This is a genomic window from Mycobacterium shunyiense (genome assembly GCF_058270075.1).
Genome location: NZ_JBZDPU010000029.1, coordinates 18,672 through 35,695 on the forward strand (window position 1 = coordinate 18,672; position 17,024 = coordinate 35,695).

General features: G+C 66.1%; 13 protein-coding genes. 7 read left to right on the top strand and 6 right to left on the bottom strand.

The annotated features are described in order from the left end of the window. Positions 1–285 precede the first annotated feature (285 nt). Complete coding sequence (locus tag AC4ELH_RS27735) at positions 286–2,166, top strand: ABC transporter family substrate-binding protein (RefSeq protein ID WP_463805578.1); 1,881 nt, start codon at positions 286–288, stop codon at positions 2,164–2,166. 51 nt (positions 2,167–2,217) lie between these two features. Here the strand turns inward: AC4ELH_RS27735 and AC4ELH_RS27740 are convergent, their stop codons facing one another. From AC4ELH_RS27740 to AC4ELH_RS27750, 3 genes are all read right to left on the bottom strand, one after another. Continuing rightward, positions 2,218–3,465 carry a hypothetical protein gene (locus tag AC4ELH_RS27740; protein WP_498887926.1) on the bottom strand — a complete coding sequence of 416 codons (1,248 nt, stop codon included), beginning with the start codon at positions 3,463–3,465 and terminating at the stop codon, positions 2,218–2,220. A gap of 575 nt (positions 3,466–4,040) precedes the next feature. Next, complete coding sequence (locus AC4ELH_RS27745) at positions 4,041–5,408, bottom strand: hypothetical protein (RefSeq protein ID WP_498887928.1); 1,368 nt, start codon at positions 5,406–5,408, stop codon at positions 4,041–4,043. A gap of 517 nt (positions 5,409–5,925) precedes the next feature. Then, positions 5,926–7,161 (bottom strand): chloride channel protein, encoded by a 1,236-nt coding sequence (locus tag AC4ELH_RS27750; protein ID WP_498887939.1) that lies wholly within the window; start codon positions 7,159–7,161, stop codon positions 5,926–5,928. Positions 7,162–7,240: 79 nt separating this feature from the next. Between AC4ELH_RS27750 and mshB the strand changes: the two genes are divergently transcribed. Then, on the top strand, positions 7,241–8,098 hold the full coding sequence (gene mshB / locus AC4ELH_RS27755; RefSeq protein ID WP_498887930.1) for an N-acetyl-1-D-myo-inositol-2-amino-2-deoxy-alpha-D-glucopyranoside deacetylase: 858 nt from the start codon (positions 7,241–7,243) through the stop codon (positions 8,096–8,098). A gap of 110 nt (positions 8,099–8,208) precedes the next feature. After that, on the top strand, positions 8,209–8,631 hold the full coding sequence (locus AC4ELH_RS27760) for a hypothetical protein (RefSeq protein WP_064960436.1): 423 nt from the start codon (positions 8,209–8,211) through the stop codon (positions 8,629–8,631). Between the two features lies 1 nt (position 8,632). Here the strand turns inward: AC4ELH_RS27760 and AC4ELH_RS27765 are convergent, their stop codons facing one another. Beyond that, positions 8,633–10,000 (bottom strand): hypothetical protein, encoded by a 1,368-nt coding sequence (locus tag AC4ELH_RS27765; RefSeq protein ID WP_498887932.1) that lies wholly within the window; start codon positions 9,998–10,000, stop codon positions 8,633–8,635. 202 nt (positions 10,001–10,202) lie between these two features. Here AC4ELH_RS27765 and AC4ELH_RS27770 point away from each other — a divergent pair, with 202 nt between their 5' ends. Further along, a complete protein-coding gene (locus tag AC4ELH_RS27770) occupies positions 10,203–12,794 on the top strand; it encodes a bifunctional FO biosynthesis protein CofGH (protein WP_498887934.1) in 2,592 nt (863 codons plus the stop codon). Between the two features lie 15 nt (positions 12,795–12,809). Here the strand turns inward: AC4ELH_RS27770 and AC4ELH_RS27775 are convergent, their stop codons facing one another. Beyond that, positions 12,810–13,388 carry an excalibur calcium-binding domain-containing protein gene (locus tag AC4ELH_RS27775; protein ID WP_448448986.1) on the bottom strand — a complete coding sequence of 193 codons (579 nt, stop codon included), beginning with the start codon at positions 13,386–13,388 and terminating at the stop codon, positions 12,810–12,812. Between the two features lie 178 nt (positions 13,389–13,566). Between AC4ELH_RS27775 and AC4ELH_RS27780 the strand changes: the two genes are divergently transcribed. After that, entirely contained in the window at positions 13,567–14,115 is a 549-nt protein-coding gene (locus tag AC4ELH_RS27780) for a YceI family protein (protein WP_055120547.1), read from the top strand. Positions 14,116–14,241: 126 nt separating this feature from the next. Here the strand turns inward: AC4ELH_RS27780 and ctaD are convergent, their stop codons facing one another. Then, complete coding sequence (ctaD, locus tag AC4ELH_RS27785) at positions 14,242–15,939, bottom strand: aa3-type cytochrome oxidase subunit I (protein ID WP_054603022.1); 1,698 nt, start codon at positions 15,937–15,939, stop codon at positions 14,242–14,244. Between the two features lie 47 nt (positions 15,940–15,986). Here ctaD and fdxA point away from each other — a divergent pair, with 47 nt between their 5' ends. After that, positions 15,987–16,331, top strand: a complete 345-nt coding sequence (gene fdxA, locus AC4ELH_RS27790) for a ferredoxin (protein WP_003882180.1) — start codon at positions 15,987–15,989, stop codon at positions 16,329–16,331. After that, positions 16,328–16,948: a helix-turn-helix transcriptional regulator gene (locus AC4ELH_RS27795; protein WP_498887937.1), complete on the top strand. Its 621-nt coding sequence runs from the start codon at positions 16,328–16,330 to the stop codon at positions 16,946–16,948. The genes fdxA and AC4ELH_RS27795 overlap by 4 nt, the downstream gene beginning before the upstream one ends. Positions 16,949–17,024 lie beyond the last annotated feature (76 nt).

The following is a 17,024-nucleotide window of genomic DNA, read 5'->3' on the forward strand; positions in this document are numbered from 1 at the left end:
GTCGACGCGGAGAGCGGCGCGCTCGTCCTTCGCCCCCTGTTTGCAGCGTCGCGTCAAATGCCGGCTCGTGCCGGCCTGCAATGTGCGGCAGCAATCAGATTTGATCTTGTTTCACGTGTCCCGATCGGCCGGGTTTTAGCGCCAAATTTGAATCCATTGCGCTTTTTCGCGCATATTTTCGCCGCGGGTTCACCCTCGCGATGCATGCCCGTCACCATTTGCGGGCCGAGGGGGTGCGTCGCGCGGTCGGTGTGGGGCCAAGTGAGCTTCCGGACGGTCGATACGCTGAGTGGCGTGCCGACACCCCTCCGCCGCGCCCAGTTGACGATCGGGGCGCTCATATCGGTGCCGGCGCTCCTGTTCAGCGGTTGCACCGTGAGCCCGCCGCCGGCTCCGCAGAGCACCGAGACGACCGAGACGACTCCGCCGCCCCCGATGAAGGCGACGCAGATCATCATGGCCATCGATTCGATAGGCCCGGGGTTCAACCCGCACCTGTTGTCGGACCAGTCTCCGGTGAACGCCGCGGTCGCCTCGATGGTGCTGCCGAGTTCCTTCCGGCCGGTACCCGACCCGAAGTCTCCGACGGGCTCGCACTGGGAGCTCGATCCGACTCTGCTCGAATCGGCCGAGGTGACCAACCAGAACCCGTTCACGGTCACCTACAAGATCCGTCCGGAAGCGCAATGGACCGACAACGCGCCCATCGCCGCCGACGACTACTGGTACCTCTGGCGCCAGATGGTCAGCCAACCGGGAGTCGTCGACCCGGCCGGCTATGACCTGATCACCGGTGTGCAGTCGGTGGAGGGCGGCAAGCAGGCGGTGGTCACCTTCTCCCAGCCCTATCCCGCGTGGCGGGAGCTGTTCAACGACATCCTTCCGGCCCACATCGTCAAGGACATTCCCGGTGGCTTCGGCGCCGGTCTGGCCCGTGCGATGCCGGTCACCGGCGGGCAGTTCCGGGTGGAAAGCATCGACCCGCAACGCGATGAGATCCTGCTCGCCCGCAACGACAGATATTGGAGCGCGCCGGCCAAGCCTGACCTGGTGTTGTTCCGGCGTGGTGGAGCACCGGCTGCCCTCGCCGACTCCATCCGCAACGGCGACACCCAGGTGGCCCAGGTTCACGGTGGCGCAGCCACTTTCGCGCAGCTGAGCGCGATCCCCGATGTTCGCACCGCCAGGATCGTGACACCGCGGGTGATGCAGTTGACGCTTCGCGGAGGGCAGCCCACCCTGGCCGAAGCCCAGGTGCGCAAGGCAATCCTGGGTCTGATCGATGTCGACCTGTTGGCCTCGGTTGGCGCGGGCGACGACAACACGGTGACGTTGGCGCAGGCGCAGGTACGCTCACCATCGGATCCCGGCTACGTACCGACAGCTCCTCCGGCGATGTCGCGGGAGGCTGCGCTTGATCTGTTGCGCGGCGCGGGTTACCAGATCGAGCCCGCGGCTGAGCCGCCCGCTCCGGGCGCGCCGCCGGCGCCGGACAACGGCAGGCAGCGCATCACCAAGGACGGCGCCGCGCTGACGCTGGTGCTCGGTGTGGCGTCCAACGATCCGACGTCGGTCGCCGTCGCCAACACCGCGGCCGATCAGCTGCGCAACGTCGGAATCGACGCCTCGGTGCTGGCCCTGGACCCGGTTGCACTCTATGGAGATGCGCTGACCAACAACCGGATCGACGCCGTAGTCGGCTGGCATCAGGCCGGAGGGGACCTGGCCACCAGCCTCGCATCGCGCTACGGCTGCCGGGCGTTGGAGGCGACCGCCGTCTCGACCGCGGTCCCCGGGGTCACTCCCTCGTCGTCACCGAAGCCCACCACCACGGTGGCACCCCCGGCGCCGAGCACCACACCGACGCCCGCTCAGCCCATTCCGGCTCCGGAGTCAGGTGATCTGGTGCAGGCGCCCAGCAACATCACCGGGATCTGTGATCACAGCATTCAGCCGAAAATTGATGCAGCACTGGATGGTTCGCAGAATATCGCCGAGGTGATCCAGGCTGTCGAGCCGCGCCTGTGGAACATGTCGACAGTTCTTCCGATCCTGCAGGACACGACGATCGTTGCCGCAGGACCGAGTGTGCAGAACGTCAGTCTGACCGGTGCCGTGCCCGTCGGCATCGTCGGCGACGCGGGAAGCTGGACCAAGGGGCGATAGCAGGCGTGCAGTGGGCCTCCTCATGCGAGGAGGCCCACTGACTGGTGTGAATCAGGATGCGTCGCCCGATCCTGACGATGACGAGCCACCGCCGGAGTTCGCCGCGCGGTGCTTGCCGGCCTTGGCGCTCTTGCCGCTCAGCCCCTCGGTGGCCTTCTTCAGCCCGTCCGTCACGCTCTTGACGGACCCCTGAAGGCCCTCACGGACCTGTTTGGCCGAGCCGGACCGGTTGGTCGACAGCGCCTTGCCGGGTTCGGCCTTGAGACTGTCCTTCACCACCGGAGTGGAGACGCTGGACGGTGATTTCGTCGCAGCGGAATCACCTGCAGCAGTTTCGGTTTCAGCAGGTGCGGCCACAACCGGAGCCGCCTCGACCGGCGCGGCGGCAGGTGCCGGTGACACAACGGCGGCCTTCGGGCTGACATCCAGTGTCACGACCTTCGCCGCGGACGTCAGGGTTGCGTCCGCTGCCGTGCGCGCGGCGTCAGCGGCTGGTGGTGGTGTGATCGCGGCAGCGATGAGCTCGCGGGCCTGTCGCAGGGTGCTCAGCAGGCCGAGGCTGGGACCGAACACGCCGCCGCCGAGCGCGTCGCCGTTGAGGAACGCATCCGCGACGACGGCAGGACCGCCGAGCATCGCGTTGACGACACCCAGCGCATCGCCCGCCGTGGCAGAGTCAACGATGTCCTGGCCGACGTTTCCCGCCACCGTGACTGTCCGGTAGGCGACGTTGAGCAGGCCCAGTGCGGGCAGTGCCACAATCGCCGGGTTGCTCAGCACGTTGGCCAGGTTCTGCACCGGCTGCCTGATGGCATTGATGGCAGGTTCGAGCAACGGAAGCACCGCCCCGGCCACCGGGGTGAGGAATGCGCTCCAGAGGTTGGACACCGCGCCGTTGATATTGCCCGCGAGGAGATCGGTCATCGAGGCCTGCAGCAGCGACGGGATGCTCCAGGGATTCGACGGGTCCAGCGCGTTGCCCAGTGCGGTCGCGGAGCCCTGCAAGGCCGTGAAGAGCGATCCCGCCGTGGTGAGCTGATTCGTGATCACCTGCAGCAGGATGGGCGCGGGATCGGTCACCTCCGTGCCGATCAGGGCTGACACGTTGGCGATCGTGTTCGCGAACAGGTCCGCATAGGCCTGGATTGGATCGGTTGCTGCAGACAGGCTCACCGCGGCCGACGAGACTGCCGGAACCGCGATGTCGGGCATCGGCGGAGCGACCGGACTCATCGCGATGGCACTGGCTCCGAACAACGCGACGCCAGCGGCGAGATAGGGACGAGCTGCGACTTGCATTGCTTCTCCTCTAGATGGATCCAATCCCCGACGAGGCTGAAGCTACCTGAGAGTAACTTTACAAATTTGCAGTTTTGAAAAGTTGCCGCCGACGAGCCCGGGGCGGCCAATGGAGTCGTGAGCAAGGTGAACTAGCTGCTAGATGGCGGTGGTTAGGTGTTCTTGAAAATGCCGCGAGGCCTGGCCTGCCGAGGAGGCCGGTAGCTGTCGCCAATGGCCGTTGAATATAACGAGTTCGCTGGTTCCGTCGTTCACTGGAGAAAGTCATGTGAAACACCGCGCGAGCGGGGCGATCTTGATGTTTGCGAAATCAACGGTTCCAGGCGCCGCGCGGCGGCCGTCTCCCGGGCTCTCGAGCGGGATTGGGGGCGGGTTGCCCGCTGAGCTGCAGACCGCACCGGCGAGTTCGCCATGCCGTTGCTGGGGCAATGAAAAGTCGGAGGCGCACATTTTGCGTCAAGCGGGTCCGCAGCGCCCCGGCGGGGCGCACAGCTGAGTGGAGGCTGAGAACTTCCGAAGAAGCGAAAGGCCCTCTCCATCGGGTCGATGGAGAGGGCCTGGCGCTGGTGCTGGGGTTACTTGTCGGAGCCCTTGTCAGAGCCGCTGGACGACTCAGACTTCTTCTGAGCGCCCTTCTGGGCGCCGGCCTTGTCCTTCTTCAGCCCGTCGGTCAGCTTCTTGACGGCGGACTTCACCTGGGTGCGGACGGCCTTGGCGGAGTTCGCCTTTTCCTGCCCCTTGGCGGCCTTCGGCGATGCCTTCGTCGACAGCTTGGTGACGGCCTTGGTGGTGTCGTCACTGTCGCTCGCGTCCGTACCGGTGCCGGCGGAGTCTGCGGCGTCGGCGCTCGGCGCAGCCGCACCATCGGCGGCGTCCGAGACGGTGTCAGGGGCGGCACCATCGACGGCGTCAGAGGCATTGCCCGCGTTGGTAACTGGGGCCGATGCGGGCGTCTCTTCCTTCAGGGTCGAGACCTCGATCGTCGCGGGTGCCTGGGCAGTCAGGGCCTTGGCGGTCGGGAGCTCGATCGGTGGGTCGAACGGCTTGGGCTTGAGCTGCTTGAAGGCGTTGGCGAAGGTGTCCTCGATGTAGTTGCCCATGGAGATCGTCGCATCGGTCTGGAAGACCACACTCTCGGCGAAATCGGCGATGCCGTGTTGGAGCGCGTTGATCACCTTGACCGGATCGCCGGTGGTGACGGCGTTCACCACGTCCTGAGCTCCGACGAGAGCCTGCTTCAGAATGGCGCGCGGCTGACCGTCCAGGTCGTACCCGACACCGACGGTGGCGGCGGCCAGTCCGATCACGACACCGAGTGCGGCCTCCGATGCAGCGTCGATGAGCGGTTGCGGAATGTTGAGTACATGCCCGACCGCGTTGATCTCGGGGGACACCGCGAAGATCAAGATGTTGATGATGGGCTGCATCCCGTCCAACACCAAGCCGTCGAGCGCACCGCCGGGATCACCGGCGGCGATCTTCGCCATCGCGGCCTCGAGTCCGGCGGGCAGGCCGGCGCCCAAGTCGCTCAAGGCTTCACTGAGAGCGGTCCCGGCCGCAGACGTGGTTTCACCGAGTGCTGCGAGGTTGGGGCCGAAATTCTGGGCCGCGATGACAGCGTCGGCCAGTACCTTCGCGATCTGCCACGCCGGCGGAGTGGACAGCGCCACCTGGTAACCGGCGACCGCGTTCTCGACGAGCTGCTTTGCGATCGGTGCCGGGTTGGTGGTCTGGCGCTCGATGATGTTGCTGATCATCGTCTGCGTGGCGGCGAACGCGGGCTCGAAAACCGTCAGCGGGTTGTCCACGCCGGCGGTCAGGGCGACCGGCATGTGTACCGGTGAGAGGGTCGGCACGGACGGGGCCATCGGGCTGACTGCGATGGCGCTGGCACCCACGAGTGCCACGCCGGCGGCCAGGTATGACCGTGAAGCGAGCTGCATTGAATCTCCTTACGGGAGCGTAACTAACGTCGGCGCAGAAGTTACCCCAAAGTAAGTTGGGTTGTCTGCAAATTTTCTTAACTAATTTTCAGCTCGCAGGAACCCTCGTGGGGCTCCGCAAATGAACCCCGGGTATCTGAGATATTGCTGGTAGTCGGGATTTCCCGTGGTCGTACCAGTCCATTACGAAACTGGTCGTAGCGTTATGGGGCATGACATCGGCCTGTTGTAGCAAACAGTTGGCTGGTCATGTCACTAGGTTGCCAGCGAAGGTGTGATCGACGAGTCCGGCCAGGTTACCCAGCAGTAATGTCGCCGGGGTGGCGGCTGGAAAGTTAGCGCGCACACAGTGGACATTGCGGTGTGATCTGTAAAACACGGCCACCATCGATGCGGCGCCGCCCACTAATGGGACCAGCGGTCTCGGTATTCGCACCGTGCTTGCGTCGGCAACTATGTGGCAGGCTCGGTCAGTTTCAAAATCTACGGATTTCGTTGCCGAGTTTGCCTGGTCTAATCAGTCGACCATTACCTCGTGGTGCTTCTCGGCAAGCGATTGCAGCCCGTGGGCCGCGAGCGCGGCGGCGAGGAACGGCAGCAGTACCCAGTACGGCGGACGGGCCAACTCCCAGACAAAAAGTGCCGCCCAGATGGGAGCCCGCTGCGTCACCGCAAGCACGCCGGCGGCACAAGTCAGCGACACCGCGGCGATGCTCACGGTGTGTTCGGTCCAGGTGTTGATCGACAGAGCGATCACGGACCCGAGGGCCGCACCGGTCGCGAGCGACGGCGTCAGCATGCCGCCCACCGCGCCCGCACGTAGAAAGATCGCCGTCAGGAGCGGCTTCAGCAGCAGGATCGCCGCGGCCGAGCCCACCGTCAGGGCGCTGTTCAGGCTGACCGTGAGAATGCTCTTGCCGTTGCCCGGCAGCTCCGGCAACCACACCGAACCCAGGCCCACCAACAGCCCGGCGAGGGCAATGCCGGGGATTATCAGCCACGACGTGACCGGCGCGGCGGGTCGCGCGATCGCCATGATCCGGTTGAAGGCGGCCCCCACCGCGAATGCCAGCGGTGCCATCACCAAGGCGAAAGCGGTGAGTAGATAGGACAATTCAGGCTTCGGCCAATCGAGCGGAGCCCGCACATGGGTCACCGGCGATGCAACTGCCACAGCGAGCGCCGAGGTGATCAACGCGGCGCCGACGGCTCGCGGGTGCCACGTGTGCATCATGATCCGGATCGTGAACAGGGCGCCACCGACCGGGACGCTGTACACCGCGCCGAGTCCGGCCCCTGCGGCGCAGGCGAGCAGAATCTCGCGGTCGTGGGGCGTCAGTGCCCACCGGGACGTTCCGACGTCACCGAGCACCGCAGCCATCTGACGCGGCGCGCCCTCACGGCCCAGGGACGCGCCCGCGCCGACGACCAGAACCTGCAGCCCGGCATCGACCGTCATCGCTACCCGGGGGATGGGTCGGTGATCGGCGATGGTCGAGGCGAGTCCGGGTACCACGTAGTGCCGGCGCAGAATCCACCAGCCGAAACCGGCCAGTGCGCCACCGATCATCGGTCCGACCGTGCGTCGCACCGGGCTGCTGCCGGTGACACCGTCGAGCAGCGAGCCGAACGTGAAGTCATAGGTGAGGTGCTCGACGAAGTGCAGAAGGACCGTCGTCGCCATCCCCGCGACGCCCGCCAACAGCCCGATCACGACGATGCTGCAGCCGAACTCAAGCTCGCGCCGGGTCACTCGAGTGAATGTAGGCGCGGAGGTGGGGCAGCGCTCGACTTTCTGCGCCGCCCACGGCCCGTCGCTATCGTCAGTCACGATGCCCAGCGAAACGCCCCGACTGTTGTTCGTTCACGCCCACCCGGACGACGAGACCCTCACCACCGGCGCCACGATCGCGCACTACGCAGCGCGCGGTGCCGACGTCCGGGTGGTCACGTGCACCCTCGGAGAGGAGGGGGAGGTCATCGGCGACCGCTACGCCCTGTTGGCCGTCGACCAAGCCGATCAACTCGGCGGATACCGGATCAGCGAGCTGACCAAGGCCCTGAGCGCACTCGGCATCGGGGCACCGCACTTCCTGGGCGGCCCCGGCCGATGGCGGGACTCGGGCATGGAGGGCTCACCGGCGCGCAAGCAGCAGCGCTTCATCGACGCCGATTTCGACGAAGCCGTGAGCGAACTCGTGCGCATCATCGAGGAGATGCGACCGCACGTCGTCGTCACCTACGACCCGGACGGCGGGTATGGGCACCCCGACCACAAGCAAGCCCACCGCGTCACCACCGCGGCCGTCGCGGCCGCCGGATGGGCCGTGCCCAAGTTCTATTGGACGGTCATGGCCAGCTCCGCGATGCGGGCCGGCCTCCAGAGCCTGCGGGACGTGCCGACCGACTGGATCCGGATCGATGTCGGAGATGTTCCCTTCGGATACGCCGACGACCGGATCGACGCCGTCGTCGACGCCGCCGCCCAGTTGCCCGCCAAGATCGCCGCGATGCGCGCGCACGCCACCCAGGTCACCGTCGCCGCCGACGGCAGCGCCTTCGCCCTGTCCAACAACCTCGCCCTGCCACTGCTCGGTGAGGAGCACTATGTGCTGGTTTCGGGCGACGCGGGCGAGCGCGACGCACGCGGGTGGGAAACCGACCTGCTGACCGGACTGAACGTGCAATAGCCAAAACCGGACGAGGTAAGCTCGCCACTCAGAAGCGTCGAAGGGACATTCATGGACCCCGATCTGGATCCGAATCTGCAGCACTGGCAGGACCGTTTTGACAACTACCAGTGGGTGGTGGGTTCGATGGTCGGACTGCTCGACAGCATTCCCACCTGACCCCGCCCTCGGACCTTGTGCTGGGTCGTATCGTCCTGGCACTGCTCGCGGTTGACGGCATCATCTCTGCCGTCGTAGGCGCACTTCTGCTGCCTACGTTTCTTGGACCGATCCCGTTCCCGGTGAGCGCGCTGGCGGCCGGAGCGGTCAACACCGCGCTCGTATGGGCAGCCATGTACTGGACCGACTCCATGCGGATGGCGGCGCTGCCACTGTGGACCTGGCTGGCCGCCGTCGTCGCGATGACCTTCGGTGGGCCCGGCGGCGACATCATCTTCGCCGGCCCAGGACTGATGGCCTACAGCTCGCTGATATTCATCGCCGCCGGTGCGCTACCACCGGTGGCGATGCTGCGACGGCGTCTCCGCCCCTGACCTACTTGTTGCGGTCCTTCTTCGCCTTGCCGGTGTCGCCGGAGTTCTTGGACTGCTTGGCATCCTTGGGCTTTGCGTCCTTGGGTGCAGCTGTCTTATCCGTCTTGTCCGCCTTGGTCTTCGGCTTCGGCGCCACGTTCTTCACGGCCGTCGTCACCGCGTCACGTGCGTCGTCGCCGGCCTTCGTCGCGTCCGTTGTGGCCTTGTCGACCGCTGCGCGGACGCCTTGTCGCACCGAACGGGCCGCCGGCTTGCCGGCCGAGACCTGGTCGGTGTCGGTCTTGACGGCTTCTTCTGTGTCAGCGTCGGTGACAGCCGTGTCGGCAACGGTGTTCCGCAGCGACTGACGGACCGAGCGCGGGACCACGCCGATCTCGTCGGTGACCTGCTTGAACTGCTGACCGACGTTGCCCGCAACATCGTTGACGGTCTCGTTCAGGCCGGTCGCGAGGTTCTCTGAAGCGTTCTCGATGTTATCGATGGCGCCTTCGACGGCCTGGTCGACCGAGCTTCCGGCAACTTCTGTGACCGGCGTCTTTTCGGTCGCCGCCGCTTGCTCTTTGAGCCGGTCGGCGAGGGTCGCGAGACCGGTCCCCTCGGTCAGTGACTTGACTGCCGTGGCGAAGTCGTCGCGGGCCTTGGTGATCGCATCGGTGAGGTGGGTGAGCGGGTTCTGGGCGGCGCCTTCGAGGGCTGCTGTCGGTGCGGCGAGCGTGCTGGCCAGGAACGGTCCCTGCAGCGGCGGACGCGGCGGCAGGGGGATTGGCGGCAGCGGGATGAACGTGCCGACGACGTCGATGCCCAGCCACGCGACAGCCAGGACGGCATCCACGCCGAAGTCGGCGAGGTTCTGGATGATGCCGCCGTCACCGCGCAACCAGTCGGTGAAGTTGTAGACCCCGCTGGCGACGAGGGATTGGCCAAATGTGTAGGCGTCCATGAGCAGGCCGCCGGCCCATCCACCAACCCACGGAATCCATCCGAGTGCGTATGCGCCGACTTCGAATCCCCACTGCACCCAGGGCTCGACCGTCCCATAGACCTGGTCGATCGTGTTGGCCAGGTTGGGGGCGATCGCGATCGCGGTCGGTGCCGCGGTGACATTGCCGGTCGCCGCGGCGGCTGGCGCCGCGCCGAAAGCCGGAGCCGAGCCTGTCTGACCCGAGAGATTCGGCGCCACCGCGGCGGTCATCCGGCTCGCCGCGGCGAGCAGATCCACCATCGCCTGCGTCAGCTGCGGCTGAGTCGATGTCGGGTGTGCAGGGACTGCAATGTCGGCCGGGGCGGCCTGTACCGGGGTGAGTGCGATGGCGGTGGCGGTGGCTGCGGCGGCTCCCGCTACGAGATACGTACGAACACTTGTGGACATCACGACTCCCTCGGTATCCCCTTCCCGACGGAAACAACTTACGCGGTCGGCAACCCATTCGTCGCACCTTTAAGTTGTGTGTCCAGTAAGGGCCCCGCATTGCAGTGACTTGCACGGTCTACTGTGGCCGGTATGCCGGGCGCATTGGTTTCAGAATGTGAGACGCGTGGATGATCGTGCACAACGACGGGGTTACACGGAAGTGGCTCTGAACCCCCAGCACGGCGCCGATCTGCCCACCCCGGCCGTCCCACCGAAGTCTGCTGCGCCCAGCGCGCCGCCCACTTCGGCAGCTCTGCGCCGGGTGTTGCGCCGGGCCCGTGACGGCGTGACCCTCAATGTGGACGAGGCCGCGATCGCCATGACCGCCCGTGGCGAGGATCTGGCCGATCTGTGTGCCAGTGCCGCCCGGGTGCGCGATGCGGGCCTGGAATCGGCGGGCCGGCGTGGAGCCAGCGGTCGGCTTCCGGTCAGTTATTCGCGCAAGGTCTTCATCCCCGTCACGCATCTGTGCCGCGACACCTGCCACTACTGCACCTTCGTGACCGTGCCCGGCAAGCTGCGCGCCCAGGGCATGGGCATGTACATGGAGCCCGACGAGATTCTCGATGTCGCCCGCCGGGGCGCCGAGCTGGGCTGCAAGGAGGCGTTGTTCACCTTGGGCGACCGTCCCGAGGAACGCTGGGACGAGGCCCGGCAGTGGCTCGACGAGCGCGGCTACGACTCCACGCTGGACTACGTGCGGGCCATGGCCATCCGCGTGCTCGAGGAGACCGGCCTGCTGCCGCATCTCAATCCGGGCGTGATGAGCTGGTCCGAGCTGTCTCGGCTGAAGCCCGTCGCACCGTCGATGGGCATGATGCTGGAGACCACCTCCCGGCGCCTGTTCGAGGTCAAGGGCGAGGCGCATTACGGCAGTCCCGACAAGGACCCAGCGGTGCGGCTGCGCACCCTGGACGACGCCGGCCGGTTGTCCATCCCGTTCACCACCGGCCTGCTGGTCGGAATCGGCGAGACCCTGACCGAACGTGCCGAGACGATGCACGCAATCCGCAAGTCCCACAAGGAGTTCGGGCACGTTCAGGAAGTGATCGTGCAGAACTTCCGGGCCAAGGACCACACCGCCATGGCGTCGACGCCCGATGCCGGGATCGACGACTTCATCGCGACGATCGCGGTGACCCGCCTGGTGCTGGGGCCGAAGATGCGTATCCAGGCACCGCCGAATCTGGTGTCGCGCGACGAATGCCTGGCGCTCATCGGCGCCGGTGTCGACGACTGGGGCGGTGTGTCACCGCTGACCCCCGATCACGTCAACCCCGAACGGCCCTGGCCGGCACTGGACGATCTCGCCGACGTCACCGGCGAGGCCGGCTACGACCTGGTGCAGCGACTCACCGCCCAACCGCAGTACGTGCAGGCCGGTGCGGCCTGGATCGATCCGCGGGTGCGCGGGCACGTCGACGCGCTCGCCGACCCCGACACCGGGTTCGCCCTCGACGTCAACCCGGTAGGGCGGCCGTGGCAGGAACCCGACGAAGCATCAGAATCGTTGGGCCGCACCGATCTGCACTCCGCGATCGACTCCGAAGGCAGGCTCACCGAGACCCGAAGCGACCTCGACAGCGCGTTCGGCGACTGGGAGTCGATCCGCGCCAAGGTGCACGAACTGGCCGCCCGCGCGCCCGAACGCGTCGACACCGACGTGCTGGCCGCATTGCGTTCCGCCGAACGTGATCCGGGCGGCTGCAGCGACGACGAGTACCTCGCGTTGGCCACCGCGGACGGTCCGGCGCTGGACGCGGTTGCCGCCCTGGCGGATTCGCTGCGCCGCGATGTCGTAGGCGACGACGTCACCTACGTCGTCAACCGCAACATCAACTTCACCAACATCTGCTACACCGGCTGCCGGTTCTGCGCCTTCGCGCAACGCAAGGGCGACGCCGACGCCTACTCCCTGTCCACCGCCGAGGTGGCCGACCGGGCCTGGGAAGCGCACGTCGCCGGTGCCACCGAAGTCTGCATGCAGGGCGGCATCGACCCCGAGCTTCCCGTCACCGGTTACGCCGACCTGGTGCGGGCCGTCAAGGCCCGCGTGCCCTCGATGCACGTGCACGCGTTCTCGCCCATGGAGATCGCCAACGGCGTCACTCGCAGCGGGTTGTCCGTACGCGAATGGCTGACGTCGCTGCGCGAGGCCGGGCTGGGATCGATCCCCGGCACGGCCGCCGAGATCCTCGACGACGAGGTGCGTTGGGTGCTCACCAAGGGCAAGCTGCCGGCCTCGGAGTGGATCAACGTGGTGACGACCGCGCACGAGGTTGGGCTGCGCTCGTCGTCGACGATGATGTACGGCCACGTCGATACGCCCAAGCACTGGGTGGGCCACCTCAACGTGCTCCGCGGCATCCAGGACCAGACCGGCGGCTTCACCGAGTTCGTGCCGCTGCCGTTCGTGCATCAGTCTTCGCCGCTGTACCTGGCCGGCGGCTCCCGCCCCGGGCCGACACACCGCGACAACCGCGCGGTCCACGCACTGGCCCGGATCATGTTGCACGGCCGGATCCCGTCGATTCAGACGAGTTGGGTCAAGCTCGGTGTCGAACGCACCCAGGTGATGCTGCGCGGCGGTGCCAACGATCTCGGCGGCACGTTGATGGAGGAGACCATCTCCCGGATGGCCGGTTCCGAGAACGGCTCGGCCAAAACTGTGGCCGAGCTCGTCGCGATCGCCGAGGGCATCGGCCGCCCTGCCCGTCAACGCACCACGGATTACTCGCCGCTGGCGGCCTGACGCTCGCCACCGAAACTACGAAAGCGCGCTTGCCCGCGTCAGGCAGTTGACATCGTGCCCGTCGCCCGAGGTTCCGGAGTCCATCAGCCGCCCATCGAGGATCTCGCAGGTGAGGCTGGATGCGTCGCCGATTACCGGATCGGCACCGACCATCTGGTCACCGACGCCACTGCTGACCAACTGGGCTCGGCCGCCACAATGGGAGGCGGTCTGTAGGGTGCCCGCCGCACCGGATGGCGCCGTGATGTCGATGCAATTCGCGCCCGTCCAGGTGACGACGGTGGTGTAGCCGGAGCCCGTAATAACCGGAGCCATCGGGGCTTGGTTGGCCGGGCCCGTCGTGACCGGCGCGCCGCCGTAGAGCGGGAGTCCGCCGCCGCCAGATACTGATGCGCCGCCACCTCCACCGGTCTCGCAGGCCACACCATCGCCATCGCGGTCCAGCTTCGAGCTGTAACCGGGCTGCCCCGCGTAGAGGGGTGCGGCACCGGCGGCGCGAGCCGCAGCGCAGTTTGGATAGGCGCCGGCGACTGGCGCTGTGACGAGGCCGGTCGTTGCTGCGGCACATGCCGTGGCGGCGATAAGAGTGCGCATACCTGGGGATCCGATCTTGAAATTGACTGTGACGCAAATTGCGGATCAGAGAATGATGCGCCCTGCGTCCGAGGATCGGCAGAAAAATCCCGAAAATGGGGAATTGAATCGGACCACGGTCCGGTTATTTCTGCTGAAGGTGCCGGAACGACCGGGCCGCACAACCCAAGGAGACACCATGACCGTCGCAGTAGCTACCGACCTGACCGCAGGCACCTGGGCCATCGACCCCGTGCACTCGTCGATCAACTTTTCCGTCCGCCACCTCATGGTGAGCAAGGTCCGCGGCAGCTTTGAGACGTTCAGTGGCGCGATCACCGTCGCCGAGGACGGCACGCCGTCGGTAAGCGCCACCATCGACGTCAACTCCATCGACACCCGCAACGAGCAGCGCGACGCGCACGTGCGGTCCGCAGACTTCTTCGACGCCGACAATCACCCGACTGCCACCTTCGTCTCCACCGGCGTGCGCCCCGACGGTGACGACTACATCGTCGACGGCGACTTCACCCTCAAGGGAGTGACCAAGCCAGTTTCCCTCAAGCTCGAGTACAACGGTGTCAACCCCGGCATGGGCCAGGGTCCGGTCGCCGGTTTCGAGGCTTCGGTCGTGTTGAACCGCAAGGACTTCGGCATCGACATCGACATGCCGCTGGAGACCGGCGGCACCGTCGTCGGCGACAAGGTCACCATCACCCTCGAAATCGAGGCTCTCAAGCAGGCGTGATCCGCCGCTCGACCGACCGCTTTGTCACGCTGGAGTGGTTCTCGGAAACGAGGGCCACTCCAGCGTGACAATGGTGCGTCGGGAGTGGTACGTCGGGAGTGGTGCGTCGGGAGTGGCGCCGTCGTTTCAGTGCCGGCCCACGTGGGACTCGGCCCTCATCCTTTCGACCATATGCGGGTAGTGCAGTTCGAAAGCCGGCCGCTCGGAACGGATCCGGGGCAACTCGGTGAAGTTGTGCCGCGGGGGCGGGCAACTGGTGGCCCACTCCAGTGAGTTGCCGTAGCCCCACGGGTCGTCGACGACGACAGGTTCGCCGTAGCGCCAGCTCTTGAAGACGTTCCATACGAACGGCAACATCGACACGCCCAGGGTGAAGGCGCCGATGCTCGAAACCACATTGAGCGTGGTGAAACCGTCCGACGGCAGGTAGTCGGCATAACGGCGGGGCATGCCCTCGTTGCCCAGCCAGTGCTGCACCAGGAATGTGGTGTGAAAACCGATGAACGTCAACCAGAAATGGATCTTGCCCAGGCGCTCGTCGAGCAACCGGCCGGTCATCTTCGGGAACCAGAAGTACACCCCTCCGAACGAGGCGAACACGATGGTGCCGAACAGCACGTAGTGGAAGTGTGCGATCAGGAAGTAGGTGTCGGTGACGTGGAAGTCGATCGGCGGGCTGGCCAGCATGACTCCGGACAGTCCACCGAGCAGGAAGGTGACCATGAAGCCCACGGAGAACAGCATGGGTGTTTCAAAGGTCAACTGCCCCTTCCACATCGTGCCGATCCAGTTGAAGAACTTGATACCTGTCGGCACTGCGATGAAGTACGACATCAGCGAAAAGAACGGCAGTAGAACGGCTCCCGTTGCGAACATGTGGTGGGCCCAGACCGCCATCGACAAGGCGCCGATGCTGATCGTCGCATAGACCAGCGTGGTGTAGCCGAACAGCGGCTTGCGGGAGAACACCGGGATGATCTCGGTGACGATGCCGAAGAACGGCAACGCCACCACGTAGACCTCGGGATGGCCGAAGAACCAGAACAGGTGCTGCCACAGGATGGCTCCGCCGTTGGCGGGGTCGTAGATGTGGGCACCGAGGTGCCGGTCGGCGGCCAGGCCGAACAATGCCGCGGTCAGCAGCGGGAACACCATCAGCACCAGAATGCTGGTGACGAGGATGTTCCAGGTGAAGATCGGCATCCGGAACATCACCATGCCGGGCGCGCGCATACACACCACGGTGGTGATCATGTTGACCGCGCCGAGGATGGTCCCCAGCCCGGCCACGGCCAGGCCCAGGATCCACAGGTCGCCGCCGGCGCCGGGGGAGTGGATGGCGTTACTGAGTGGTGCGTAGCCGGTCCAGCCGAAGTCTGCGGCGCCTCCAGGGGTGATGAAACCCGCGAGCGCAATGAGCGCGCCGAACACGAACAGCCAGAACGAAAGCGCGTTGAGCCGCGGGAACGCGACGTCGGGCGCACCGATCTGTAGGGGCAGCACGAGGTTGGCGAACCCGAACACGATCGGGGTGGCGTAGAACAGCAGCATCACGGTGCCGTGCATGGTGAACAACTGGTTGTACTGCTCGGTGGACAGGAACTGGAGCCCGGGTTCGGCAAGTTCGGTGCGGATGAACAACGCCATCAATCCACCGGTGAAGAAGAAGACGTAGCAGGCGACCATGTACATGATTCCGATCAGCTTGTGATCGGTGGTCGTGATGAGCTTGTAGACCAGGTTTCCGCGAGGCCCCAGGCGCGGCGGGAAAGGCCGCGTACTGACGAGGTCGGTGCCGATGGATGAGGTTGTGTGTGCCGTCATCGCGTTGCTCCAGTTTTTACAAACAAACCTTGTATAAACTATGGGCCATGACATACGTGATCGGCAAGCCATGTGTCGATGTGATGGACCGCGCGTGCGTCGAGGAATGCCCGGTCGACTGCATCTACGAGGGCGCCCGTGCGCTCTACATCCATCCCGACGAGTGTGTGGACTGCGGCGCCTGCGAACCCGTCTGCCCGGTCGAGGCCATCTATTACGAGGACGACCTGCCCGACGAGTTCGAGGCCTACAAGGAGGACAACGACGCGTTCTTCTCCGAGACGCTGCCGGGACGGGACGAGCCGTTGGGTTCGCCCGGCGGGGCGGCCAAACTGGGGCCGGTGGCCGCCGACGCGCCGCTGGTGGCGAGCCTGCCGCCGCAACAGCCATGAACGCGCCGCGGGGAAGGCGCCGCGATGTCCTGATGCTGCTGCGCGACAGCGATGCGCCGATGAGCATCGCGGCCATCGCGGAAAAACTCGATGTGCACGTCAACACCGTGCGATTCCACCTCGACGCGCTGCTCGAGCAGGAACAGATCCGCCGCGTCACCGGGGCACGCGACAAGCCTGGGCGACCGCCACAGCTGTTCGCCGCGGTCCGCGGCATGGACCCTGGCGGTCCGCGCCACTACCGGTTGCTCGCCGAGGCATTGGCCGAGTCGGTGGCCGCGCAAGCGCCGGGCGCGGGCACCGGTGAGGCCGGGCGCAAGATGGGTGCCCAGTTGGCGGCCTCCCGTTCCGATGCGGCCGATGGAACAGCCGTCGAGAAGTTGGTCGACCTGCTCGACGACCTCGGCTTCGCCCCCGAGGCCGACGCCGCAGGCTCCGAAATCTCCTTGCGGCACTGCCCATTTCTGGAAATTGCACGGGAACGCCCCGAGGTGATCTGCCCGATTCACCTGGGCCTGATGCAGGGGGCGATGACGTCCTGGGACGCGCCGGTCACGGTCGACGGCCTGCTCCCGTTCGTGGAGTCCGACCGGCGCGTTGCACAACTGAGCGGCTGATCAGCGGCTAGGGCGTGTCTGACAAAACTAGAAGCCAGAGGGTGACGGCGCGTAGGACAGCTGCTGCCCGGTAGAC